Raw genomic sequence first — 24,398 nt, 5'->3', positions numbered from 1 at the left:
TGTTTATAAAACCCCGATGGGATAGGACCCCAGGCGTTTCAGTTCGACCGCTTCCTCATCGATTTCCTCAAGCACCTGCTTTACCTGTTCGTCTTCATAGTGGCCTTCAAAATCGATATAGAACACGTAGGCCCAGGTGCCACTTGGAGAGGGACGGGTCTCGATCCGGGTCAGACTGAGCCCGTGATTGTGGAAAGGCTCGAGCAACTGATACAGGGCACCGGGTTTATTGCGCATGGAGACCAGAATGGACGATTTGTCGTGGCCACTGACGGGCACCTCTTCCCGCCCGATGATCAGAAACCGGGTGGTGTTGTCGGGCCGGTCTTCAATGCTGGAGGCGAGCGTATCCAGGCCATACAGCTCGGCCGCCATGTCGCCGGCAATGGCAGCACTGCCTGGCTCCTGGGCTGCCCTTCGGGCGGCTTCGGCATTGCTGCTTACGGTAATCCGCTCAATGCCGTGACGATGGGTATCCAGCCACTGCCGACACTGGGCAAACGACTGCTGATGCGAGTAGATGCGTTGTATTTCCTGATCATGATGCTTCGGCGCGACCAGCAGATGGTGATGGATGCGCAGCTGCACCTCGCCACAGATCTTCAGGGGCGATGACATGAACATATCCAGGGTGTGGTTGATCATGCCCTCTGTGGAGTTCTCGACCGGCACGACCCCATAATGAGCGGCGCCGGATTCAACCTCGCGGAACACGGCGTCGATGGCCGGCAACGGCACACTGACGACCGAGTGGCCGAAATGCTTGAGCGCCGCGGCCTGGGTGAAGGTGCCGACCGGGCCAAGGAAGGCGATGTGCATAGGCTTTTCAAGCGCAAGGCAGGCTGACATGATCTCGCGGAACAGGCGCGCCATTTCCTCCCCGGACAGCGGGCCGGGATTGTTGTCCTTGATCCGGCGCAGCACCTGGGCTTCCCGCTCCGGGCGGTAAAAAAACACGTCCGCCCCGGGATTGGCCTCCATTTTTACCCTGGCCACTTCCTGGGCGCATTCGGCCCGCTGACTGATGCGGTCCATGATTTCCTGGTCCAGACGGTCGATCTGTTCTCTCAACCGGCCCAGACGGGCCTGCTCGTCGCTCATGATCAGCCGCGCTCCCGGGCAAATTCCGCCATATAGTCGATCAGGGCATCAACCCCGGCTTCCGGCATGGCGTTGTATATGCTGGCGCGCATGCCACCAACGGAACGGTGGCCCTTCAGGTTCAGTAGCTGTCGGGCATTCGCTCCGGTCAGGAATTCATCATTCAGCGCATCGTCTGCCAGAACGAAAGGCACATTCATCCAGGAGCGGAAGCGCGGTGCAATCGGATTGGCGTAAAAATCACTGGCATCCACGAAATCATAAAGTTTGCCGGCCTTGCGGCGGTTGAGCCTGCCCATGGCCTCAACGCCACCCTGGGCTTTCAGCCACTTGAACACCAGCCCGGCCAGATACCAGGAATAGGTAGCCGGCGTGTTGTACATGGAATTGTTATCCGCCATGACCTGGTAATTCATCATCGTGGGGGTTTCCCGGCGGGCTTTGCCCAGCAGATCCTTGCGGATAATGACAACCACCAGCCCGGAGGGCCCGATATTCTTCTGGGCCCCGGCATAGATCAGCCCGAACCTGGAGACATCCAGAGGCCGCGAGAGCATGGTGGACGACATATCGGCGACCAGAGGCACTGCTCCGCTATCGGGCACGAAATCGAATTCGAGCCCGCCAATGGTTTCATTGGGGGTGTAGTGCAGATAGGCCGCCTCCGCGGAGGTTTTCCATTCCGACTGATCCGGAACAAAGGTAAAGCCACTGTCTTCACTGCTGGCGACCACGTTCACCCTGCCATAGCGACTGGCCTCGGCAATGGCCTTTTTCGACCAGATCCCGGTATTGACGTAGTCGGCGGCGCCATCAGTACCCATCAGGTTCAGCGGGACGGTCGCGAACTGACTGGAGGCCCCACCCTGCATGAACAAAACAGCGTAGTCATCGGACACGCCAGCGAGTTCCCGCAGATCCTGCTCTGCGGTTTCCGCGATGCTGACAAACTCATCGCTGCGATGGCTCATTTCCATCACCGACATGCCGCTGCCCTGCCAGTCCAGCATCTCTTCCCGCGCCTGCTGAAGAACCTCGGCAGGCAGGGTGGCGGGGCCGGCACAAAAGTTATACGCCCTGGTCATTATCCTCACCATTTACCCCGTCAGCGCCGCCGGCGTCATTGTCAGCGCTGCCTTGCTCAATGTCGGCGTCGTCGGTCGCGGCTTCCAGATCCACGTCTTCTGCATCGGTTTCGGCGATACGCTCAACGCCAACCAGGCGTTCATCTTCCTGACCCAGCTTGATCAGCCGGACACCCTGAGTGTTGCGGCTGAGGATAGAGACTTCGTCGGTCCGTGTTCTTACCAGCGTGCCCTTGTCGGAAATGAGCATCATTTCATCGCCTTCGAACAGCTGGAGTGCTGTGACAAGGTTGCCGTTACGCTCGGAACACTGCATGGCGATAACGCCCTGGCTGCCCCGACTGTAGGCAGGGAACTCATCAAAGGTGGTGCGCTTGCCATAGCCGTTTTCACTGGCGGTAAGCAGCACCGCACCTTCTTCCGGGATGATCAGTGACACCACATGGTGGCCGCCGTGCATCCTGATACCACGCACACCGCGTGCGGTACGGCTCATCGGGCGAACCGCTTCTTCGTTGAAGCGCACAGCCTTGCCCGCACTGGAGAACAGCATGACTTCGGCATCGCCGCGGGTGATGGCGGCCCCGATAAGGGTGTCCCCCTCATCGAGATTCAATGCAATCAGACCGCTGCTGCGCGGACGTGAGAAGTTGGGCAGAGGCGTTTTCTTGACGACACCGGCAGAGGTGGCCATCAGCACGAACTGGTCTTCCGGATAGTCCCGGACCGGCAGGAAGGTCGTAATTCGCTCACCGTCTTCCAGCGGCAGAATATTCACCATCGGGCGACCGCGGGAGGCGCGGCTGGCACGGGGAATCTCGAAAACCCTCAGCCAGTAGACCTTGCCACGGTTGGAGAAGCACAGAATGGTGTCATGGGAGTTGGCGACCAGCAGTTTCTCGACAAAATCCTCGTCTTTCATGGACGTTGCCGCTTTACCACGGCCACCACGACGTTGGGCCTGGTAGTCCTCGACCGCCTGGGTTTTGGCGTAACCGCCGTGGGAGATGGTCACCACCAGGTCTTCTTCATCAATCAGATCGGCGACGGTCAGGTCGCGTCTGGAGCTGGTAATTTCAGTCCGGCGCTGGTCACCGAATTCGGTGACAACGGCTTCCAGCTCCTCACGGATAACCTCCATCAGACGATCCGGGTTACCGAGGATCTCCAGAAGAGCCGCGATTTTCTCCAGAATTTCCTTGTATTCATTCTGCAGCTTTTCGGTTTCAAGCCCGGTCAGACGATGCAGGCGCAGGTCCAGAATAGCCTGGGCCTGTTCCGGCGAAAGATGGTAAAGACCGTTGCGAAGGCCATAGATCTCCGGCAGGTCATCCGGGCGACAGGCGTCCTGGCCGGCACGCTCCAGCATCGCCAGTACGTCCCCCGGCGCCCAGCCTTGTGCCATCAGCTTTTCTTTGGCCTCGGCCGCCGCCGGAGAGGCCTTGATCAGCGCAATAATTTCATCAATATTTGCCAGCGCAACCGTCAGACCTTCCAGAATATGGCCACGCTCACGGGCTTTGCGCAGTTCATAAATCGTGCGACGGGTGACTACTTCCCGGCGGTGCCGGACAAACGCATCCAGCATTTCCTTCAGATTCAGAATCTTCGGCTCGCCGTTAATCAGGGCAACCATGTTGATGCCGAATACATTCTGAAGCTGGGTCTGGGAAAACAGGTTGTTGATGACCACATCCGGGTTTTCGCCGCGGCGCAGCTCGATCACCACCCGGATACCTTCTTTATTGGACTCATCCCGCAACTCGGAAATGCCCTCAAGACGCTTTTCCTTGACCAGCTCCGCAATCTTTTCGATCAGACGCGCCTTGTTGAGCTGATAAGGCAGCTCGGTAATGATGATGGCGTCGCGGTTGGTCTTGTCATCGTGCTCGATTTCATGGCGGGCACGGATGTAAATACGTCCGCGACCGGTGCGGTAGGCTTCAACAATCCCGGCACGGCCATTGATGATGCCTTCTGTGGGAAAATCGGGGCCGGGAATATGCTCCATCAGATCGTCAACGGTCATGTCCGGGTTGTCGATCAGCGCCAGGCAGCCGTTCACAATTTCAGTCAGGTTATGGGGCGGGATATTGGTGGCCATACCCACCGCGATGCCTGAGGAACCGTTAACCAGCAGATTGGGAATACGCGTCGGCAGAACGTCCGGAATCTGCTCGGTACCGTCGTAGTTGGGGACAAAATCGACGGTTTCCTTGTCAAGATCCGCCAACAGCGAATGGGCCATCTTTTCCATGCGGATTTCGGTGTAACGCATGGCGGCCGCGTTATCGCCGTCAATGGAACCGAAATTGCCCTGGCCGTCGACCAGCGGGTACCTCAGCGAAAATGGCTGGGCCATGCGTACGATGGTGTCGTAAACCGCCGAATCACCGTGGGGATGGTATTTACCGATAACGTCACCAACCACCCGGGCGGACTTCTTGTAAGCCTTGTTCCAGTCGTTATTGAGCTCGGACATGGCGAACAGTACCCGGCGATGCACGGGTTTGAGACCATCCCGCACGTCCGGAAGTGCGCGACCGACGATAACGCTCATGGCGTAATCGAGGTAGGACTGTTTCAACTCATCTTCGATATTTACCGGCAGGATCTCTTTGGCTAACTCTCCCATCGAGAAAGGTTCCTTTGCATTTGCTGGAAGTCGTTTCAGGGCCGCTTAACAGGCCCCATAGTTATTCTCTAACAAGCCGCCAATATTACCACATTCAATCCCTTAGCGGGCCATGTGGGGCTTCTGGTCAGTCAAAAACCACGGTCTTGTTTTCATAAATAATCACACGGTCCTCGATGTGGGCCCTGAGTCCCCGGGACAGCACGCTCTTTTCCACATCCTTGCCGAGCCGCACCATATCCTCGATGGAATCGCTATGGCTGATGCGGATCACGTCCTGCTCGATAATGGGCCCCTCATCCAGATCCCGGGTCACATAGTGGCAGGTGGCGCCGATCAGCTTTACCCCCCGGCTGTAGGCCTGGTGATAGGGCCGGGCGCCGGCAAAGGACGGCAGGAAGCTGTGGTGAATATTGATGATCCTTCCCGTGTACTTGTCGCACACAGTCCCCGGCAGGATCTGCATGTACCGGGCCAGAACCACCACGTCCGTCTCATACTGTTCAACCAGCCGGTCGATCTCACCGAAAGCTTCATTCCGGTTATCCTGATTCACCGGCAGGTAGTGATAGGGTATATCGTGCCACTCGACCATACGGCGAAGGTCTTCGTGATTGGAGATGACCGCCACGATTTCCGCATTGATTTCGCCGCTGTGCCAGCGATGGAGCAGGTCAGCCACGCAATGGGACTCCTTGCTGCACATGAGCACGACTTTTTTCGGCTTTGCGGAATCCGCAACATGCCAATCCATGCTGAATTCACGGGCAATGGGTTCAAAGGCTGCACGGAACTGATCGAGACCGAAGGGAATCGAGCTGGCCTTGATTTCGTGGCGCATAAAGAACCGGCCGCTGTGAGTATCAGCATGGTGACTCGCCTCGGTAATCCAGCCATTATAGGTCGACAGAAAATTACTGACCTTGGCCACGATCCCGACCCGGTCCGGGCAGGAAATGACAAGACGATAGGTGTGCTCCATGAAAGCAGTCCTTACTCTGTAACTGGGGAGCGGGCACCTGAGCGGGCACCCTTGAAATCGACCGGCTATCATAGCCTATCCGGGCACCAGAAACGAGGCAGAAAGAGGCACATGAACATGGACAGACATCCCCCAAGGGTTGTTCCGGCACAAGCCCTGGCAAGCTCCTCAAAGACGGTGAGATTCATCGCCGGCACCCTCCTGCTTTTGGGCTCTGCCCTGGCCGCAGCAGAGGCCATTCTCGAAGGCGAACGCTTCCATCCGGTTACCGCCAGCCAGGGCATGGTGGTAACCAGCCACACGCTGGCAACCGAAGTCGCTCTTGAGGTCTTGAAAGCGGGTGGCAATGCGGTTGATGCGGCCGTCACCGCCGGTTTCGCCCTCGCAGTTACCCAGCCTCGCTCCGGCAACATCGGGGGCGGTGGCTTCATGCTCTACGCTCCCGGCAACGGCGACACGGTCGAAGCGATAGACTACCGGGAGAAAGCTCCGGCAAGTGCAACCGCAACCATGTTCCAGGATGACAGCGGCAACGTGGTTCAGAATCGCAGCCGGTTTACCCACCAGGCGGCAGGTGTACCGGGCACAGTTGCCGGGCTGGCCCTGGCCCTGGAGCGACACGGCACCCTGCCACTGAAACAGGCGCTTGCACCCGCCATCAGGCTGGCCCGCGAGGGCTTCATCGTCCCTGCCCGGTTTACCGAAGGCCTGAACCAGGCCCGGGAGCGCCTTGTGCGCTGGCCCGCCACGTTTGAAACCTTCTATAAAGAAGATGGCACCGCCTGGCAGCCCGGCGAGCGGTTTATTCAACCAGAGCTGGCGAATACTCTGGAACGCATTGCTACTCACGGTATCCGCGATTTTTATCAGGGCGAAACCGCGGAACTGATCGTTGCCGAAATGCAGCGCCACGACGGGCTGATCACCCTGGAAGACCTGCGCAGTTATCAGCCGGCTATCCGGGAGCCTGTCCACGGCACCTATCGCGGTCACGATATTTACTCGATGTCGCCACCGTCTTCCGGGGGAACCCATATTGTTCAGATTCTGAACATTCTGGAAGGCTATGACATGGCCGGGCTGGGACACAACTCTGCAGCCGGCATTCATCGTATGGCCGAGGCCATGAAACTGGCCTACGCCGACCGGGCGACCTATCTGGGCGATACCGATTTCGTTGACGTGCCGCTGGCAGGCCTGACCAGCAAGGACTACGCAAAGGAGCTTCGGCAAGGCATTGCAACTGACCGCGCCCGCCCTTCTTCGGAGATTCAGGCAGGCACACCGGGTGCTTACGAGAGCCCCGAAACCACGCATTTTTCCATTGTGGACCGCTGGGGTAACGCCGTATCCAACACCTACACCATAAACTTCAGCTACGGTTCCGGCATTACCGTGGCCGGTGCGGGCTTTCTGCTGAATAACGAGATGGATGACTTCTCCGCCAAGCCCGGTGTGCCCAATGCCTATGGACTGATCGGCGGCGAGGCGAATAAAATCGCCCCGGGAAAACGCATGCTCAGCTCCATGTCCCCCACTATTGTTCGTCGCGACGGCAGCAATTACCTGGTGTCGGGCAGCCCCGGTGGCTCACGGATCATCACCACAACCCTGCAGGTCCTGCTGAACGTCATTGATCATGGCATGAACATACAGTCCGCCGTCAACGCACCCAGAATCCATCATCAGTGGCTGCCGGACAAAATTCGTATGGAACAGGGCATCAGCCCCGACACGGTGGAGCTGCTTGAAAGAATGGGGCACAGGGTGGTTACGGATCGGGCCATGGGTGCCATTCAGAGTATACTGATCAGTAACGACGGCGAACTTCACGGCGGCGCAGACCCGAGACGCAGCACGTCGTCGGCGATGGGCTACTAGTGTCCCGTCTGGTTGATTCGCTGATCTACTGAGCCCCTGAAACAGCAATTTATAGGGTTACAGAGCACTAAATATCAGGAGGAATTAGCTATGTATCTGTCAGTTCAACTCAGTTGCTATCCACTGGCCGACGACTACAAGCCACCCATTCGCGCACTGATCGGGCGCCTGGAGCAAAGTGGACTTGAAGTCTATGCCGGCCGGATGAGCACAGAGATGTTTGGCGAGTATGATGAAGTGATGCGGGTCCTGTCGGACACCATGAAATGGTCGTTCGAGGAGTACGGCAAAGCCGTGTTCGTGGCCAAGATCATGGAAGGTGATCGCAGGCCACGAGAATAAAAGGTCAGGCGGCCATTTCCTGACGCATCATGTTCAGCAAACCGCCCGCGATGATCATGCGGATCTGCCGCTCACTGAGATCGTGGGTCAACTCATGGCGCTCGCCAGTGCGGGCGTTCTCGGCAACGATCTTGTCACCCGATTTCAGTGCTTCCACCAACCCCGGCAACGCCAGGTCGTCATTCTGCTCGATACTGTCGTAGGATTCCGGGGCAACAAAACGCAGCGGCAGCACGCCAAAGCTGCACAGATTCTGCCAGTGTATCCGCGAATAGCTTTTGGCAATGACCACACGTACGCCCAGGTAACGGGGTGCCAGTGCCGCGTGCTCGCGGCTCGAGCCCTGGCCATAGTTCTCTCCGCCGACAATCAGGGAGCCACTGTCCTGATGCTGCTTTGCCCGTTCCGGATAGGTGGAGTCCAGCCGGGTATAGGTGAACTCGCTGATGACCGGAATATTACTGCGAAAAGGCAGTATTTCCGAACCGGCGGGCAGGATATCGTCTGTGGAAATATCGTCGCCCACCTTGAGCAGAACCGGTGCCTCAAGCGAGTCCGGAAGCCCGTCAAAGGTCGGTAGCGTACTGATATTCGGCCCTTTTTCAACGACACTCAGTTCCGGATGCTGCGCCGGAGGGCGGATATTGCGATCCTGCACATAGAAAGTGCTGTGCTCGTCGAACACCGGATAGTCCATCTCCAGGTCGCGGGGATCGGTTATGACGCCCGTCAACGCTGAAGCGGTGGCCGTTTCGGGGCTGCAGAGACAGACCTTGTCCTCACTGGTGCCCGAGCGACCCGCAAAATTCCGCGGCACCGTGCGCAAACTGATCTGGTTCGTGGCCGGTGCCTGGCCCATGCCAATACAACCGTTGCAACCGGTCTGATGCAGGCGCGCGCCGGCATTCAGCAGATCCGTAAGATGGCCAAGCTCAACCAGGTTTTCCAGCACCTGACGTGAAGTCGGGTTAATGTCGAAAGACACCCCCTCATGGACCTGGCGCCCTTTTACCATCATCGCCGGAACCGCAAAATCCCGCAGTCCGGGATTCGCGGAAGAGCCTATGTAGGCCTGGTAGATGGGCTCTCCTGCCACCTCCCGCACCGGAAACACCTTGCCGGGACTGCTGGGCAGGGCGATCAGCGGCTCAAGCTTGCTGAGGTCGATCTCGTCGTGCAGGTCATAGGTTGCACCAGGGTCTGCCTCCAGCCGCTGAAAGTCGTCTTCGCGCTGTTGCTGCCCGAGAAATTCCCGCACCGCATCATCTGCCGGAAATACGGTGGCGGTATGGCCCATCTCCTGGCCCATATTGGCAATGACATGGCGATCCATGGCAGAGAGCCCCTTCAGCCCCGGTCCGTAGTATTCGATGATTTTCCCGGCACCACCTTTTACCCCGTGGCGACGGAGCATCTCGAGAATCACATCCTTGGCACTCACCCACTCCGGCAGCCTGCCGGTGAGCTTTACCCCCATCACCCTGGGCATATTCAGGTAGAACGGCTCTCCACAAATGGCCGTGGCAACCGACAGGCCGCCCGCTCCCATGGCCAGCATTCCGAGAGACCCGGCTGCGCAGGTATGGCTGTCTGAACCGAGAAGAGTCTTGCCGGGCTTGCCAAAGCGCTCCATATGTACCGGGTGGCTCACACCGGAACCGGCGGGGCTGAACCAGATGCCAAACTTCTCGCAGGCACTGCGCAGGAACAGGTGATCGTCCGGGTTGCGATGGTCGGTCTGCAATAAATTGTGGTCGACGTACTGGGCAGAAAGCTCGGTCCTGGCCTGGTCAAGGCCCATGGCCTCGAGCTCGAGCATGACCAGCGTTCCCGTGGCATCCTGGGTAAGCGTCTGGTCGATTTTCAAGCCGATTTCCTCGCCGGCCTTCAGCTTTCCCGCCACCAGATGCGATTCAATCAGCTTGGTGGCGACGTTACGCGGTTGATTTTTCGTCTGTTTCGTCACTGGATGAGCTCCATGCGAGTCAGGTTTCAATTAGTCACACCATAAACTGTAGACTCTGCCCTCAGGGTCGTGCAAAACAGCTTGCTTTCAGCAATTGCTCAGATGGCTTTATTCGGGAATCACTCTCAGAACACGTCCATCGATGCTGTCTGTCAACAGGTAAATAGCACCGTCCGGACCGGTAAGCACATCCCGGATGCGTTCACCGATCTCAGCAAACAGAGCGCCAACCTCTTCTGCCTTGCCGTTCTTCAGACGGATACGGTGTACCTGCCGGGTAACCAGCCCCCCGACCAGTAAATCACCCTGCCATTGAGGAAAAATGTCGCCGTTATAAAGGGTCATCCCGGATGGGGCTATGGATGGCGTCCAGTGCAACAACGGTGGCTCCATACCCTCCCGCTCCCTGAACGGCGATATACGGGCACCGGTATAATCCAGCCCATGAGTCGCAATGGGCCAGCCATAATTAGCCCCCGGACGGATGATATTGATTTCGTCACCACCACGGGGTCCGTGTTCATGGGCAATGAGCCGGTCCTGGTCAGGATCGTAAACCAGGCCCTGCACGTTGCGATGGCCATAGCTGTATATTTCACCCTGATACTGATCACTGTCGGCATAGGGGTTGTCTGCAGGTACGCTGCCATCCGGATTGAGGCGGACAATACTGCCGATATGATTTTCACGCCGTTGGGCCTGTTCCCGGTAATCATAACCATCCCCCAGGGTCAGTATCAGGGTGTTGTCCGGCAGCCAGGTCAGGCGACCTCCGTAATGGGCATCCCCTTCCTTGGCTGGCTGCATCCGGAATATTTCGGTGACATTAGCCAGCGCCCCCGCGCCAAGTTCCGCCCTGGCCAGGCAGGTATGGTTGGCTTCAAGCGTGCCACAGGCATAACTCAGATAGATTGCCCTGCTCTGTTCAAAGTCTGTGGCGGGAAGCGCCTCGAACAGTCCGGCCTGAGCAGAGGCAAATACCTCCGGCACACCATCCAGCGCATCCGGCAGCAGCTCGCCTTCGGCTGTCAGCATTCGAAGCCTGCCCGGCCGCTCGGTAACCAGCATCCGCCCGTCAGGCAGGAAGGCCAGTGACCAGGGGTGCTCCAGACCCTGGGCCAGGGTCTCTATTTCATAGCCACCCGACTCGTCCGCCAAAGCTTCTGACTCCGGCAGTGCCATACCACCAGCCAGTGCCAGCATCATGACCGGCATTGCCGTATAGCCATGACCTCGGCGCTCCAGGCGCCTGATCAGCATGGCGAACACCCAGCCGGCCATTGCAGCAGTCAGCAGCATCGCAATCAAACCTCCGGTTCCCCGTGTGGCGGCGATCAGCGTGGGCATGGCGGCCAGGGTATTCACCACCATCAGAGCCACCCAAAGCCCCACCGCCGCTGCAACCGGGTACAACCACAAGCGGGCGGCGCGTCCTGCCAGCCTGAGCACCAGTGCGGCAGTACCCTGGGAAAACAGGAAGCTGACCCCGAAAAGAATCCCGTAGAGAGGTGCAAAATTGACCAGATCCTGAAAACTGGTTTCCAGCCGGACTCCCAGGCCGATCTCGACCCCCAGCGCCTGAAGCGCCAGGAGGTTGAACTGGGTCTGCACAAGGCTGCCGAGCACCGAGCCAATAACAAGCGCTACGGCAAAAGCCAGTACCACTCTCCACCAGCTAACGGAGTCTTCCATCCTTTTCCTCACGAATGCCCGAGCGCAGCGGCCAGCTTGTCCTGGGTCCTGTCTTCAAAATCACTTGCGCTGTGGCGCTCATGCAACTGTCTTTCTGGCTCACCCCAGGTGCGATTCACCATCACCCCACGCTTCACTGCAGCCCGTGCGCCGATATCGTCCGCCCAGCGCAGCACATTGGTATAGGTGTGGGCCTCCAGGAATTCAGCAGCATCGTACACCCGGTTTTTTACCAGAGCGCCATACCAGGGCCAGATCGCCATATCGGCAATGGTGTAGTCATTGCCAGCGATATAGCGGTTATCGGCAAGCTGACGATTCAGCACATCGAGTTGGCGTTTGACTTCCATGGTGTACCGGTTAATCGGGTATTCATACTTTTCGGGAGCATAGGCATAGAAATGCCCAAAACCGCCACCGAGGAAAGGCGCACTACCCATCTGCCAGAACAGCCAGTTCAGGGTCTCGGTTCTGCCGACAATATCCCGGGGCAGGAACTCACCGAACTTCTCGGCCAGATAAAGCATCATCGAGCCGGACTCAAAGAGCCTGAGAGACGGCTTCACGCTCTGGTCCACCATGGCCGGAATTTTGGAATTCGGGTTCACTTCCACAAAACCGCTGCCAAACTGGTCACCCTCCTGGATGCGGATCAGCCAGGCATCATACTCGGCCCCGGTAATGCCCTTCTCAAGCAACTCTTCCAACAGGATGGTGACTTTCACGCCATTGGGAGTGGCCAGGGAATAAAGCTGGAACGGGTGCTCGCCCACCGGCAATTCCTTGTCGTGGGTCGGCCCTGCGACTGGCCGGTTGATACTGGCAAACCGGCCGCCGCTTTCTGAATCCCATTTCCAGACTCTGGGTGGGGTGTAGGTGCTGTCGCTCATAGCGGGTTGTCTCCGATTCCAGAATTGGATAACTGAGTTATCGGTTCAGTCACAGTTTACGACGATTTTTTCAACTGGGTGTTCCTGAACACAGGAGTCAGCACAGAAAAGGGGGTTTCTGTGTCAGAAAAGCCGCCATCCGGGGCGGCTTTTCTGACTCTGATTCCTGTGTTTGATTCCGCCAGCCACTTTTTGCAGACTGATGCTCAAGAACCCTCGTTATAAGCCTGGTCAGTACGTGCAGCCAGGATAAAATCGTTCTTGTGCAGGCCGTGAATCTCGTGGCTCCACCAGTGTACAGTGACCTTGCCATACTCCAGAATAATTACCGGATGGTGGTCTACCTCTTCGGCCAGATCACCCACTTTGTTGGTGAATTCCAGGGCCTGAACGAAGTTCTTCAGCTTGAAGGTTCGTTTCAGCTGTTCCTCTCCATCAATTTCCACTATGTCCCAATCCGGCACATCAGCGCCCAGTGTCCGCTTTTCTTCTGCCGTTGCTGTTGGTGCATCCGGGCGGCAAGCCTCGCACTGTTGTTTTGAAAGCTCGCTCATATCAACCTCCTTTTCTTTACCTGTTTGCTGTGGACCTACTGAAAGCGTGGGTGCTACCAACGCATTTATCAACCGGCGCTTGAAATCCGGCACAGTTAATAATACTGTATATTTAAACAGTATTATGGAATTTACCATGAGCAATATTCTTGACACGCTGATACAGAATGAACGTGTCTGGCAGGGGCGCAGACACAAGCAGAGCACGCAACCGGCAGAACCCACCGGTTATCAGGTGCTGGACAATCAACTCGGCGGTATCGGCTGGCCCCGGGGCGCCCTGAGCGAATGTCTGCTGGATGATCCCGGCATTGGAGAACTGCATCTGCTGCTCCCTCTGATGGAAAAATTATCCAGCAACGGCAAAACCGTGTTCTGGCTGAATCCACCCCATACGCCTTATGCTCCCGCACTCGCCCGGGAGGGTGTGAATCTGGACCAGGTCGTTATGGTACATACCGACAACGAAGGCGATTTTCTCTGGACCCTGGAAAACTGCCTGCGATCACCCGCCACCGGTCTGGTTATGGCCTGGCCAGGCAAACTGAGGTCACGGGACATAAGACGCCTGCAGCTCGCAGCAGAAGCGGGAAGCAATGTCTGCGTCCTGTTCCGGCAACGCCGTTATGCAGAACAGAACTCACCCGCTGCACTGCGTCTTGAGCTTGAGCCGGATCATCACCAGAACCTGAACGTGAAGATCGTCAAACGCCGTGGTAGCTGGCCCGGCCAGTATTGCTCACTGGCGATGGCTTACCGGGCGGATCTGGCTTTTTCTGAAGCGCCGCGCGTGGTTCAGGGCCCCTGGCCTGCTTGCGGTCGCTGAGGTCCCATGCTCTGGCTGTACCTGCACTTCCCTCACCTGTTGCTGGATCACCTGAGCCGCTCTCATCAGAGCCGGAGTGCTCTGGTTATTGTGGAAGGCGCTGGCCATAAAGTCATTCAGGCATGCTCAACTGCAAGGGAACAGGGCGTGCAGGCGGGTATGCGCCTGAAAACCGCCCTGAGTCTGTGTCCGGAATTGCACATAGTGCGCTCAGACCAACAACAGGAAGCCCGGATTCTTGAGGACCAGGCTCGCTGGCTGTATCGGTATGCCGCTTATATCGTACTGGTTCCACCAGATGGCCTGCTGGCCGAAATTGGCAGCTTGCAGAAATTATACGGCGGCCTTACGGCAGTCTGGCAGACCATTGAGCAGGGCCTGAATGAACGGCAGCTCAATGCCTGGATTGCCATCGGCCATACACCTCTGGCAGCGCGGCTGATCGCACGGTCCGGCCAGGGTGAATGCACCTCTGATAGCGGGCATATAAATCGTACATTGAGCCAGCTCTCCCTGTTCGATGCAGGTTTTGAGGAAAAAGCCTGCCTCCGGCTTCAGCGCCTGGGCCTGAATACACTGGGTGAGGTTTTCAACCTGCCGCCTGCAGAACTGGCAAGACGGTTATCACCGGAAGTTCTGGCCCGAATCCAGAAGATCCAGGGCACCCGGCCAGACCCGCTGGCACCCTGGCAGCCACCCCACCGGTTTCGTCAGCAGGCGGATTTTGTGCAGGAACTCGAACACTCCCGGGGGCTGCTGTTCCCGCTTCAGCGTATGCTCCAGGAGCTGGAAGATGATCTGTGCTGGCGACAACAGGACACCGACAGCCTGCTGTTGATTCTTCAGCACCGGCAACAGGAGCCTACCCGTCTGCGTGTCCGCACCTCCGGCCCCGAACATCGGGCAGAGGCTTTCCTGAAGCTGGCCCAGATACGCTTTGAACAGCATCCACTGCGAGCGCCGGTCACTGCGATCATCCTGGCGGTCACGCGCTTTATTGATCGGGAAGCACCGGATGAACAGGACCTGCTGGGCGATTGCCGGGGCCTTGATGAAGCCTGGCATACCCTGATCAGCCGCTTGCAGGCCAGGCTCGGCAGCGATTCACTGACCCGGTTGTCGCCCCAGGCAGATCATCGCCCCGAGCGCGCCTGGTCGGCATCAGATGTGTCTCAGAGCGGCCACCGGACTCCGTCCGGTGCAGTTGCCCGGCTTCCACGTCGCCCGCTCTGGCTTCTGAAAGGTCCCCTGCCACTGACAGCAGCACCAGCTATCTGGTTCTCGGGTCCGGAACGGATCAGTGGCGGCTGGTGGGATGGCCAGCGGGTGCACCGGGATTACTACATTGCACAACTGCAAACCGGCCAGCTGGCCTGGGTGTTTCATGATGCCCGCACCGGATGGTTTGTTCATGGCTGGTTTGGCTGATGCAGGATACCGCTTACGCTGAACTTTTCTGCTTCAGCAATTTTAGTTTCCTGACCGGCGCCTCTCACCCCCACGAACTGTCGGAGCAGGCACTGGCACTGGGCTACCGGGCGCTGGCGATCACTGATGCCTGCTCGGTGGCGGGTATACCCAGAGCCTGGGCGGCGGTCAAGAACCAGTCGCTCAGACTGATCACCGGAAGCTGGTTCGAGCTGGCGGACACACCGCCCGGCGCCGCCATCCCCTGCTTTATTCTGCTGGCCAGAACACGAAAGGGATACGGTCAGCTCTGCCAACTGATTACCACTGCCCGCCGCCGGGCGGAGAAGGGTCAGTACCGGCTTTTTGCCGCCGACGTGGAAACCCATGACCTGAATGACTGCCTTTGCCTCTGGCTACCCCCGTCAACCACCGGGGCTGATGCCGATCAGGCCCTGGCCTGTGGCGAGTGGCTGCAGCGGATTTTTGAACCGGGCTTCTGGATTGCTGCCTCCCGCTGTCTGGAATCCGGCGAGAAACAACAGCTGGCAAGAGTGCGCTGGCTGGCCGACCACCTGCGGTGCCCCATTACTGCTGTGGGCGAAGTACACATGCACACCCGGGAACGACAGCCGCTACAGGACGTGCTGACCGCACTGCGCCACCACACCAGTCTTGAGAATGCCGGCCATTACCTGTTCCAGAACGGAGAGCGATACCTGCGCCCCCTGCCGGTACTGAATAAACTGTTTCCCAAAGCCTGGCTGAAGGAAACCCTCGCCATCGCCAAGCAATGCACTTTCGAACCCGGCAGTCTTCGCTATGAATATCCACCGGATCTGGTACCGGATGGCGAAACCCCGGCCGGCTTTTTGCAGCGACTGACTCACGAAGGTGAAAAAAGACGCTACCCCCAGGGCACACCGCTGAAAGTTCAGGGCCTGATTCGCAAGGAGCTGGCCCTGATTTCAGAGCTGGCTTACGAGCATTATTTCCTGACTATCCACGACATTGTCGCGTTTGCCCGCCAACAGGGCATTCTATGCCAGGGCCGGGGTTCTGCCGCCAATTCGGCGGTATGCTATTGCCTGGGCATTACCGAAGTGAATCCGGCCAGAGTCGAGCTGCTGTTCGAACGCTTTATTTCCAAAGACCGCAACGAGCCCCCGGATATCGATGTGGATTTCGAGCATCAACGGCGCGAAGAAGTTATCCAGTACATTTACCGGCGCTATGGCCGGGAGCGGGCGGCACTGGCAGCAACGGTTATTCGCTATCGCCCCAAAAGCGCCATCCGGGATGTCGGCAAGGCACTCGGGTTTGATCCGGCACTGGTGGAGCAGTTGCTGGATGGTATCGACTGGCGTGACAGGGCCACCGACTGGCGCCAGCAGATTGTTGATAAACACCTGACCCGGAACCCGAAAACCGCCGACCAGTTTTTCATTCTGGTCAATACCCTGCTCGGCTTCCCCCGGCATCTGTCCCAGCATGTTGGCGGATTTGTAATCAGCGCTGGCCCGCTGGCCGACCTGGTGCCGGTGGAAAACGCGGCCATGGCGGATCGCACGGTGATCCAGTGGGACAAAGAGGACCTTGAAAGTCTCGGTCTGATGAAAGTCGACGTACTCGCCCTTGGCATGCTCTCGGCAATCCGCAGGGCGCTGGAGCTGATCAGCGAACAGAAGGGTGAAACATTCAGCATCCAGAACGTCCCACAGGAGGACAAAGCCACCTACCGGATGCTCCAGCAGGGCGACAGCATTGGCGTATTCCAGGTGGAGTCACGGGCCCAGATCAATATGCTGCCGCGCCTGAAACCCGCCACCTATTACGATCTGGTGGTGGAAGTGGCCATTGTGCGGCCAGGCCCCATCCAGGGCGATATGGTACACCCCTATCTGCGCCGGAAGCACGGGCTGGAAGCAGTGAATTATCCCAACGATGCCATCCGCAGCGTTCTGGAACGCACCCTTGGTGTACCGATTTTTCAGGAGCAGGTCATCAAGCTGGCGATGGTGGCCGCCGGGTTTTCTGCCGGTGAGGCGGACAAGCTACGCCGGGCCATGGCGGCCTGGAAGTCCCACGGCGACCTCACGCCTTTCCGGGAAAAACTGATGAACGGCATGCTCGAGCGGGGCCATGATACGGATTTTGCCGAGCGCCTTTACCAACAGATCTGCGGTTTTGGTGGCTACGGTTTTCCGGAATCCCACGCCGCCAGCTTCGCCCTGCTGGTGTACGTATCCGCCTGGATCAAATGCCACTACCCGGCCGCTTTCTACTGCGCCCTGCTGAACAGCCAGCCCATGGGGTTCTATTCGCCATCGCAACTGGTGCAGGATGCCCGGCGCCATCAGGTGGTGGTGTTACCACCTGATGTCAATTACAGCCAGCCTGATCACCTGCTCGAAGGGCCAGAACTGAACCTGAGGCTGGGCCTTCGACTGATTCAGGGGCTGTCTGCTGATGGCGCAAAGCGGTTATGCCAGCATCGACCCGTTGATGGCTATCACAGCACAGACCAGATCCGGCGGCTCGCCAGCCTGAACCAGCGTGATCTGGAACTTCTTGCAGGTGCCAACGCCATGCCAGACTTCACCGCCAATCGCCATCAGGCCTATTGGCAGTTACTCGGCCATGAACAGCCCAGCCCCCTGTTTGCAGCTGACGCCACACCCGCTTATGCCCCCGGGAGCTGTCAACAGCTTCCGGAACCCACTGAAGGCCAGAATGTGCTTGCCGACTATGCCAGCCAGGGGCTGACGCTGCAGCGGCACCCTCTTGCCCTGCTCCGCGAGCAGGGTCTCCTGCGTTGCTGTCACACGGCAGATCAGCTCAGAAACATCAAGCCCGGCATTCCGGTGCAGGTTGCCGGACTGGTCACCGGCCGCCAGCGTCCGGGCACGGCTTCCGGAGTTACCTTTGTGACCCTGGAGGATGAAACCGGCAATGTGAATGTGGTGGTCTGGCTGGCAACGGCCCGCAAGCAACGCAAGCCACTGCTGACCGCCCGGTTGTTGCACGTTAAAGGCGTGCTGGAAAGACAGGGGGATATTGTGCATGTGATGGCGGGGAAGCTGTCCGACCTCAGCCATCTGATCAACAGCCTTCCAGTTCATGCCAGAAATTTTCACTAAACGATTTTGCGATATCTCATAGCTTGCAGAGTTGATGTAGGGCCACCTTTCAGGAATGTCGGAGGCCATGGATGGCCGGAGATCAAGCGCACAGGGATGTGCTTCTAGCGTTTCCTGAAAGGAGGCCCTACATCGACTCAAACTCCGAATTATCAATCCTGAAAACGAGAAAACCCTGCCCGAAGGCAGGGTTTTCGGTGCTACGGCGAGACAATCAGTTGAGTAGCTTGATCATCACCCCGGCCGCAACTGCAGAGCCAATAACACCGGCCACGTTGGGACCCATGGCGTGCATCAGCAGGAAGTTCTGCGGGTTGGCTTCCAGCCCTACCTTGTTGGATACACGCGCTGCCATCGGCACCGCTGATACGCCGGCCGAACCAATCAACGGATTGATCTGCTCCTTGCTCACCTTGTTCATCAGTTTTGCCATCAGGACACCGGTTGCCGTGCCAACACCAAAGGCCACAATACCCAGGCCCAGGATGCCCAGGGTCTGGGCATCCAGGAACTTGTCCGCCATCAGTTTGGAACCCACAGACAGGCCCAGGAAGATGGTCACAATGTTGATCAGCGAATTCTGGGCGGTGTCGCTCAGACGCTCCACCACGCCACATTCACGCATCAGGTTACCGAAGGTGAACATACCCAGCAGCGGCGCCGCATCCGGCAGGAACAGAACCACTGCAATCAGCACCACCAGCGGAAAGATGATCCTCTCTTTCTTGCTCACCGGACGGAGCTGGGACATCTTGATTGCCCGCTCTTTCTGGTTGGTCAGCGCCTTCATGATGGGTGGCTGAATCATCGGCACCAGTGCCATATAGGCATAGGCCGATACTGCGATCGCCCCCAGAAGATGCGGTGCCAGGACACTGGACACGTAGATGGACGTCGGACCATCGGCACCACCGATGATACCAATGGCAGCCGCTTCCAGAATGGTGAAATCGAGAATGCCAAGCCAGTCAAGCAGCGCAGCACCAATCACCGTACCGAAGATACCGAATTGGGCCGCCGCGCCCAGCAGCAGCGTCTTGGGATTAGCCAGCAAAGGACCGAAATCGGTCATCGCACCCACACCCATGAAGATCAGCAAAGGCCCGACGGTGCTGCCAATAATCACGGAGTAGAAGTTATACAACATGCCGTTGCCGTAACCGAAATCCTGGGCAAGGGAGTTTGCCATTGCCATTTCGGAATAGCTGGCTTCCTTGAATGCAGCCTTGAAGGCTTCCTTCAGCTCAGGCGTAACCGCCTGCCCGGCCTGATAGGCCACATCCAGCGGCGCAGCCAGCGCCGCCAGAATCTGGGTGGCCTCGCTCTTCAGGGCGAAGTGAATTGCATTCTCAGCCGCAGTCAGGGCGAGCCCTGCCTCCGGAATGTTCGCCAGAATGCCACCGAAACCAATCGGCACCAGCAGCAATGGCTCGAATTTCTTGCTAATGGCAAGATAAAGCAGCCCGAGACCAATGAAGATCATCACCACCTGGCCGGGACCAATATTGAACAGGCCACTACCTGTCCACAACGTCAGTAATTTTTCCATGGAATGCTGGCCCTTATCCTATTGTCAGCATTTCGTCATCAACGGACACGGCATCACCGACCTCGATGAAGACTTCGCCGATGGTACCGGCCCTGGGTGCGCGGACCTCGGTTTCCATTTTCATGGCTTCGAGGATGATCATCACATCGCCCTCTTCAACCACATCGCCCGGGCTGACCAGTACCTTGAAGATATTACCGCCCAGTGGCGCTGGAACTGGCTCGCCGCCTCCGGCGGCAGGAGCTGGTGCGGAACCGGAAGACTGGGTATTGGAACTGGCTCCCTCGCCGCCCTGAATCTGGCTGATTTCGCCACCTTCGTTTACGGCAACCACATATTCCTTGCCATTCACTTCAACGGTATAGGTCTCAGGCCCCCCAGCCTTCGCAGGAGCGGAAGCCGCTGCGGCACTTTCAGCGGTTGGAACAGGCTCAAAGGCATCCGGATTCCCGCGATTTTCCAGGAATTTCAGGCCAATCTGCGGGAACAGGGCGTAGGTCAGGACGTCATCAACCTCGTTTCCGGCAAGCTTGAAACCCTTTTCTTCGGCAATTTTCTTGAGCTCGTCGGTCAGTTTGTCCATTTCCGGTTCAATCAGATCTGCAGGACGGCAGGTGATAACCTCCTTACCATCGAGAACGCGTTCCTGCAGTTCCTTGTTGAATGGCGCCGGTGCAGCACCGTATTCGCCTTTGAGAATCGCGGCGGTTTCCTTGGAGATGGACTTATAACGCTCGCCGGTCAGCACGTTAAGCACTGCCTGCGTACCCACGATCTGCGAGGTCGGCGTTACCAGCGGGATAAAGCCCAGATCCTCACGGACCTTCGGAATTTCCTCAAGCACTTCATCAAACCTGTCGGTGGCATTCTGTTCTTTCAACTGGCCTTCCATGTTGGTCAGCATGCCCCCCGGCACCTGCGCAATCAGGATTCGTGAATCGATACCCCGGAGACTGCCCTCGAACCTGGCATACTTCTTACGAACTTCACGGAAATAACTGGCGATCTCTTCAAGCAGATTGAGATCCAGACCGGTATCACGTTCAGTGCCTTCCAGAATCGCAACAATGGCTTCCGTAGGTGAATGGCCGTAAGTCATGCTCATTGAGGATATGGCGGTATCAACGTTGTCAATACCGGCTTCAGCGGCCTTGATTGCGGTGGCAGTCGACATGCCGGTGGTCGCATGACACTGCATGTGAATCGGGATATCCAGCTCTTTCTTCAAACGGCTGACAAGATCAAACGCCACGTACGGTTTGAGAATACCGGCCATATCCTTGATGGCGATTGAGTCAGCACCCATGCTGGCCACTTCTTTGGCCATGTCGACCCACATCTCGATGGTGTGTACCGGGCTGGTGGTATAGGCAATCGTACCCTGGGCATGCTTACCGGTTTTCCTGACCGCCTTGATCGCAGTATCAAGGTTACGGGGATCGTTCATCGCATCGAAGATACGGAATACATCAACGCCATTTTCGGCTGCACGATCACAAAAACGTTCGACCACGTCATCTGCGTAATGTCGATAACCCAACAGGTTCTGGCCGCGCAGGAGCATCTGCTGCTGGGTATTGGGCATGGCCTTCTTCAGCTCGCGGATACGCTCCCAGGGGTCTTCGCCCAGATAGCGGATGCAGGAGTCAAAGGTAGCTCCCCCCCAGGACTCCAGTGACCAGAAACCCACCTTGTCAAGCTTATCGGCAATGGGCAGCATGTCATCCAGACGCATGCGGGTCGCAAGCAGGGACTGATGAGCATCGCGCAGGATAACGTCCGTAATCCCTAACGGTTTTTTCGTGTCAGTCATGGTTTCAGCCTTCTGTTTAAAGGTTGTAATCTGTCACCGGGTCACTTCTTGTGGCGCGACCGGTATTGTGCAATGGCTTTTTTTATAGCCTCGGCGGTATCGGGATCAACCGACTTGGATGCCGAGGGCTTTGCACGTGGGGGTTTAACCGGCGCGTCGGATTCCACGGGACCGAACCGAAGCACCAGTTTTGACATGGCGAGCGTTGCAAACACCAGAATAATCAGGAATACGAATACAAATCCCATGCCCGCGATCATCAGATCGACGGCTTGTGACATCAGCGGCTCATTCATAACGAAAAGCGACCTATCTTGAATGTTGATTTCTCCGAACGCCAGTGAGCCATCTATCATATTTCAGGCCGACACTACACCGATCAGTTCGAGAGGCAAAATCCCCCGTAAATTACCGTTTTCGGTAGCGCGCGGCAAGCTAATGGTTTCTTTCAATAAGGGGTTTCCGAGCTAGAATACCCTGATTCATGCATACCGCACGCGTATTTTGCGGCCTTTGATCCGCCCGCTTTCCAGGCGCTTCAGTGCAGTGGCAGCCAGGCCTTTGTCGATGGCAACAAAGCACTGAAAGTCAAAAAGATCGATTTTCCCAACCGCACTGCCGGGCAGGCCGGCCTCTCCGGTCAAGGCTCCGAGCACATCACCAGGGCGCATTTTATCCTTCCGGCCACCGGCAATACACAGCGTGGTCATGACCGGAAGCCTTGGCTCAAGGGGTGCTGTCAGCAGTTCAGAGCTGTTTCCCCATTTGACTGGAGTTTTTCGTGCCGATTCCAGGCGATTGATTTTATGAGATTGGGCAGGTGTACAGAAGGTAACAGCAAGACCCTGCTCCCCTGCCCGGCCGGTTCGTCCGATTCTGTGGGTATAGACCTCAGCGTCCCGCGCCGGCTCTACATTGACCACCAGCGGCAGAGACTTGATGTCGAGCCCACGAGCCGCCACATCCGTGGCCACCAGCACAGAGCAACTTTTATTGCCAAACCGCACCAGTACACTGTCGCGATCTTTCTGTTCCAGATCACCGTGCAGCGCCAGCGCTGAGAATTCCAGATTGTTCAGGGCCGCCGCCACATTGTCGCACTGCTCTTTGGTGTTGCAGAAAGCGATACAGGAATCTGGCTGATGACGCGACAGTAAAGCAGCGAGGGCATCCAGTTGCTGGCCTGGCGCTATTTCATAAAAGGTTTCAGTGATATCCGGAGGCACGGACGCCTGCTCGACGCGCACATCGACGGGCGCCCGCTGATATCGCTCGCTAAGGGTACGAATCGGTTTTGGCCAGGTTGCTGAAAACATCAGTGTCTGGCGGCTGGACGGGCTCTGGCCAATAATATCCTCAACAGCCTCCTCGAATCCCATATCGAGCATCCGGTCTGCCTCATCCAGAACCAGCGTTTTCAGCAGGTTCAGCTTCAGGGTCCCTTTACGCAGGTGATCCTGAATTCGCCCGGGCGTACCCACAACAATGTGGGCGCCATGGCTGAGTGAGCCTATCTGCGGGCCGATGGATACACCGCCACAGAGGGATATGATCTTTACATTCTCTTTGGCTCTGGCCAGCTCACGGAGTGCCTTGGCCACCTGATCAGCCAGTTCTCTGGTGGGACAGAGCACCAGTGTCTGGACCGAGAAACTTGCCACCGTCAATTGCTCGATAACCGGAATACCAAAAGCCGCAGTCTTGCCACTGCCCGTTTGTGCCTGGGCGATTACATCCTTACCGGCCAGGGCCGGAGGCAGCGCCGCGGCCTGAACCGGTGTCGGCGTAGCAAAGCCCAGCTTTTCAAGGTTGGCGCGCATGGGCGCAGAGAGATTTAGCTGACTGAAAGACGACATAAACAGAATTCCCGGAAAGGCAGGCTGATAATTGCTACTGCACGAATGGCTTCGACGTGGGGTTATTGGAGCGTATAATTGCCCTAGTTTACCAGAATTTGAAACTCGCCACGGAGCTGTTATGCCATCCCTTCAGGATCAACTTTTGAAAGCGGGCCTCGCTGATCAGAAAAAGGCCAAAGCAGTAAAAAACGAGAAAAGAAAAAAACGCAAACAACAGCCCAAGGGAACCACGGAGGTCAGTGAAACCGAACTGCGTGCGCGTCAGGCCAGAGAGGAAAAAGCCGAGAAAGACCGGCAACTGAACCTTGAGCGGCAGAAGGAGGCTGACAGAAAGGCCATACAGGCGCAGATACGCCAACTGATCAATACCAATCGTATTGACCGCTCCGGTGGCGAGACCGCCTACCAGTTTGTCCATGACAGGAAGGTCAAGAAGCTTTATGTGACCAATACCGTGGCTGACCAGCTTGCTCGGGGGCGGCTTGCGGTGGTGCTTTTGAATGACGGCTATGAGGTCGTGGCCGAGGGTGTTGCCCGGAAAATCATGGAACGGGATGAAACTGCTGTTATTGCCTTGCATGAGCGCCAGGCGGACGACCAGGGCGATGATGATCCGTATGCGGGCTATGAGATTCCGGATGATTTGATGTGGTGACTGAGAGAGGGAGGGAGGATT

General features: G+C 57.5%; 18 protein-coding genes. 6 read left to right on the top strand and 12 right to left on the bottom strand.

Annotated elements, in window-relative coordinates:
- Nucleotides 1-3 precede the first annotated feature (3 nt).
- From pheA to purU, 4 genes are all read right to left on the bottom strand, one after another.
- Complete coding sequence (gene pheA, locus VJ956_RS06830) at nt 4-1,101, bottom strand: prephenate dehydratase (RefSeq protein WP_324083098.1); 1,098 nt, start codon at nt 1,099-1,101, stop codon at nt 4-6.
- Nucleotides 1,102-1,103: 2 nt separating this feature from the next.
- Nucleotides 1,104-2,186 (bottom strand): 3-phosphoserine/phosphohydroxythreonine transaminase, encoded by a 1,083-nt coding sequence (serC, locus tag VJ956_RS06825; protein ID WP_324083096.1) that lies wholly within the window; start codon nt 2,184-2,186, stop codon nt 1,104-1,106.
- Entirely contained in the window at nt 2,170-4,821 is a 2,652-nt protein-coding gene (gene gyrA / locus VJ956_RS06820; RefSeq protein WP_324083093.1) for a DNA gyrase subunit A, read from the bottom strand. Before gyrA ends, serC begins: the two co-directional genes overlap by 17 nt.
- 127 nt (nt 4,822-4,948) lie before the next feature.
- Nucleotides 4,949-5,803 (bottom strand): formyltetrahydrofolate deformylase, encoded by an 855-nt coding sequence (gene purU / locus VJ956_RS06815; protein WP_324083092.1) that lies wholly within the window; start codon nt 5,801-5,803, stop codon nt 4,949-4,951.
- A gap of 117 nt (nt 5,804-5,920) precedes the next feature.
- Between purU and ggt the strand changes: the two genes are divergently transcribed.
- Entirely contained in the window at nt 5,921-7,684 is a 1,764-nt protein-coding gene (gene ggt, locus VJ956_RS06810) for a gamma-glutamyltransferase (RefSeq protein ID WP_324083090.1), read from the top strand.
- Between the two features lie 90 nt (nt 7,685-7,774).
- Nucleotides 7,775-8,026 carry a thiamine-binding protein gene (locus VJ956_RS06805; protein ID WP_324083088.1) on the top strand — a complete coding sequence of 84 codons (252 nt, stop codon included), beginning with the start codon at nt 7,775-7,777 and terminating at the stop codon, nt 8,024-8,026.
- Nucleotides 8,027-8,030: 4 nt separating this feature from the next.
- Here the strand turns inward: VJ956_RS06805 and VJ956_RS06800 are convergent, their stop codons facing one another.
- From VJ956_RS06800 to VJ956_RS06785, 4 genes are all read right to left on the bottom strand, one after another.
- Nucleotides 8,031-9,992 (bottom strand): aconitate hydratase, encoded by a 1,962-nt coding sequence (locus VJ956_RS06800; RefSeq protein ID WP_324083086.1) that lies wholly within the window; start codon nt 9,990-9,992, stop codon nt 8,031-8,033.
- Between the two features lie 108 nt (nt 9,993-10,100).
- Entirely contained in the window at nt 10,101-11,684 is a 1,584-nt protein-coding gene (locus VJ956_RS06795) for a PQQ-dependent sugar dehydrogenase (protein WP_324083084.1), read from the bottom strand.
- An 8-nt stretch (nt 11,685-11,692) separates the two neighbouring features.
- Entirely contained in the window at nt 11,693-12,574 is an 882-nt protein-coding gene (yghU, locus tag VJ956_RS06790) for a glutathione-dependent disulfide-bond oxidoreductase (protein WP_324083082.1), read from the bottom strand.
- Nucleotides 12,575-12,780: 206 nt separating this feature from the next.
- The gene (locus VJ956_RS06785) at nt 12,781-13,128 is read right to left on the bottom strand and encodes a 4a-hydroxytetrahydrobiopterin dehydratase (protein WP_324083081.1); all 348 of its coding nucleotides are present in this window, start codon (nt 13,126-13,128) and stop codon (nt 12,781-12,783) included.
- Between the two features lie 136 nt (nt 13,129-13,264).
- Here VJ956_RS06785 and imuA point away from each other — a divergent pair, with 136 nt between their 5' ends.
- From imuA to VJ956_RS06770, 3 genes are read left to right on the top strand one after another with little or no spacing between them, the layout of a single operon-like run.
- Nucleotides 13,265-13,954: a translesion DNA synthesis-associated protein ImuA gene (imuA, locus tag VJ956_RS06780; RefSeq protein WP_324083079.1), complete on the top strand. Its 690-nt coding sequence runs from the start codon at nt 13,265-13,267 to the stop codon at nt 13,952-13,954.
- Between the two features lie 6 nt (nt 13,955-13,960).
- Nucleotides 13,961-15,382 (top strand): DNA polymerase Y family protein, encoded by a 1,422-nt coding sequence (locus VJ956_RS06775; protein ID WP_324083076.1) that lies wholly within the window; start codon nt 13,961-13,963, stop codon nt 15,380-15,382.
- Entirely contained in the window at nt 15,382-18,501 is a 3,120-nt protein-coding gene (locus tag VJ956_RS06770) for an error-prone DNA polymerase (RefSeq protein ID WP_324083074.1), read from the top strand. Before VJ956_RS06775 ends, VJ956_RS06770 begins: the two co-directional genes overlap by 1 nt.
- 214 nt (nt 18,502-18,715) lie before the next feature.
- Here VJ956_RS06770 and VJ956_RS06765 read toward each other — a convergent pair whose 3' ends face one another.
- The 4 genes from VJ956_RS06765 to dbpA all read right to left on the bottom strand — a co-directional run bounded on the left by VJ956_RS06765 (nt 18,716) and on the right by dbpA (nt 23,719).
- Nucleotides 18,716-20,050, bottom strand: a complete 1,335-nt coding sequence (locus VJ956_RS06765) for a sodium ion-translocating decarboxylase subunit beta (protein WP_324083071.1) — start codon at nt 20,048-20,050, stop codon at nt 18,716-18,718.
- A gap of 13 nt (nt 20,051-20,063) precedes the next feature.
- On the bottom strand, nt 20,064-21,863 hold the full coding sequence (oadA, locus tag VJ956_RS06760; RefSeq protein ID WP_324083069.1) for a sodium-extruding oxaloacetate decarboxylase subunit alpha: 1,800 nt from the start codon (nt 21,861-21,863) through the stop codon (nt 20,064-20,066).
- Nucleotides 21,864-21,904: 41 nt separating this feature from the next.
- Nucleotides 21,905-22,159: an OadG family protein gene (locus tag VJ956_RS06755; protein ID WP_324083108.1), complete on the bottom strand. Its 255-nt coding sequence runs from the start codon at nt 22,157-22,159 to the stop codon at nt 21,905-21,907.
- Nucleotides 22,160-22,345: 186 nt separating this feature from the next.
- The gene (dbpA, locus tag VJ956_RS06750; protein ID WP_324083067.1) at nt 22,346-23,719 is read right to left on the bottom strand and encodes an ATP-dependent RNA helicase DbpA; all 1,374 of its coding nucleotides are present in this window, start codon (nt 23,717-23,719) and stop codon (nt 22,346-22,348) included.
- A gap of 121 nt (nt 23,720-23,840) precedes the next feature.
- Between dbpA and VJ956_RS06745 the strand changes: the two genes are divergently transcribed.
- Nucleotides 23,841-24,377 (top strand): DUF2058 domain-containing protein, encoded by a 537-nt coding sequence (locus VJ956_RS06745; RefSeq protein ID WP_324083065.1) that lies wholly within the window; start codon nt 23,841-23,843, stop codon nt 24,375-24,377.
- The last annotated feature ends 21 nt before the right edge of the window (nt 24,378-24,398 follow it).

Origin of the sequence: Marinobacter sp., assembly GCF_035268745.1 — a bacterium.
In the GTDB taxonomy this organism is placed as follows: domain Bacteria; phylum Pseudomonadota; class Gammaproteobacteria; order Pseudomonadales; family Oleiphilaceae; genus Marinobacter.
The sequence above is the reverse complement of the archived record's forward strand: the minus strand, read 5'-3'. Positions and strand labels throughout refer to the sequence as shown.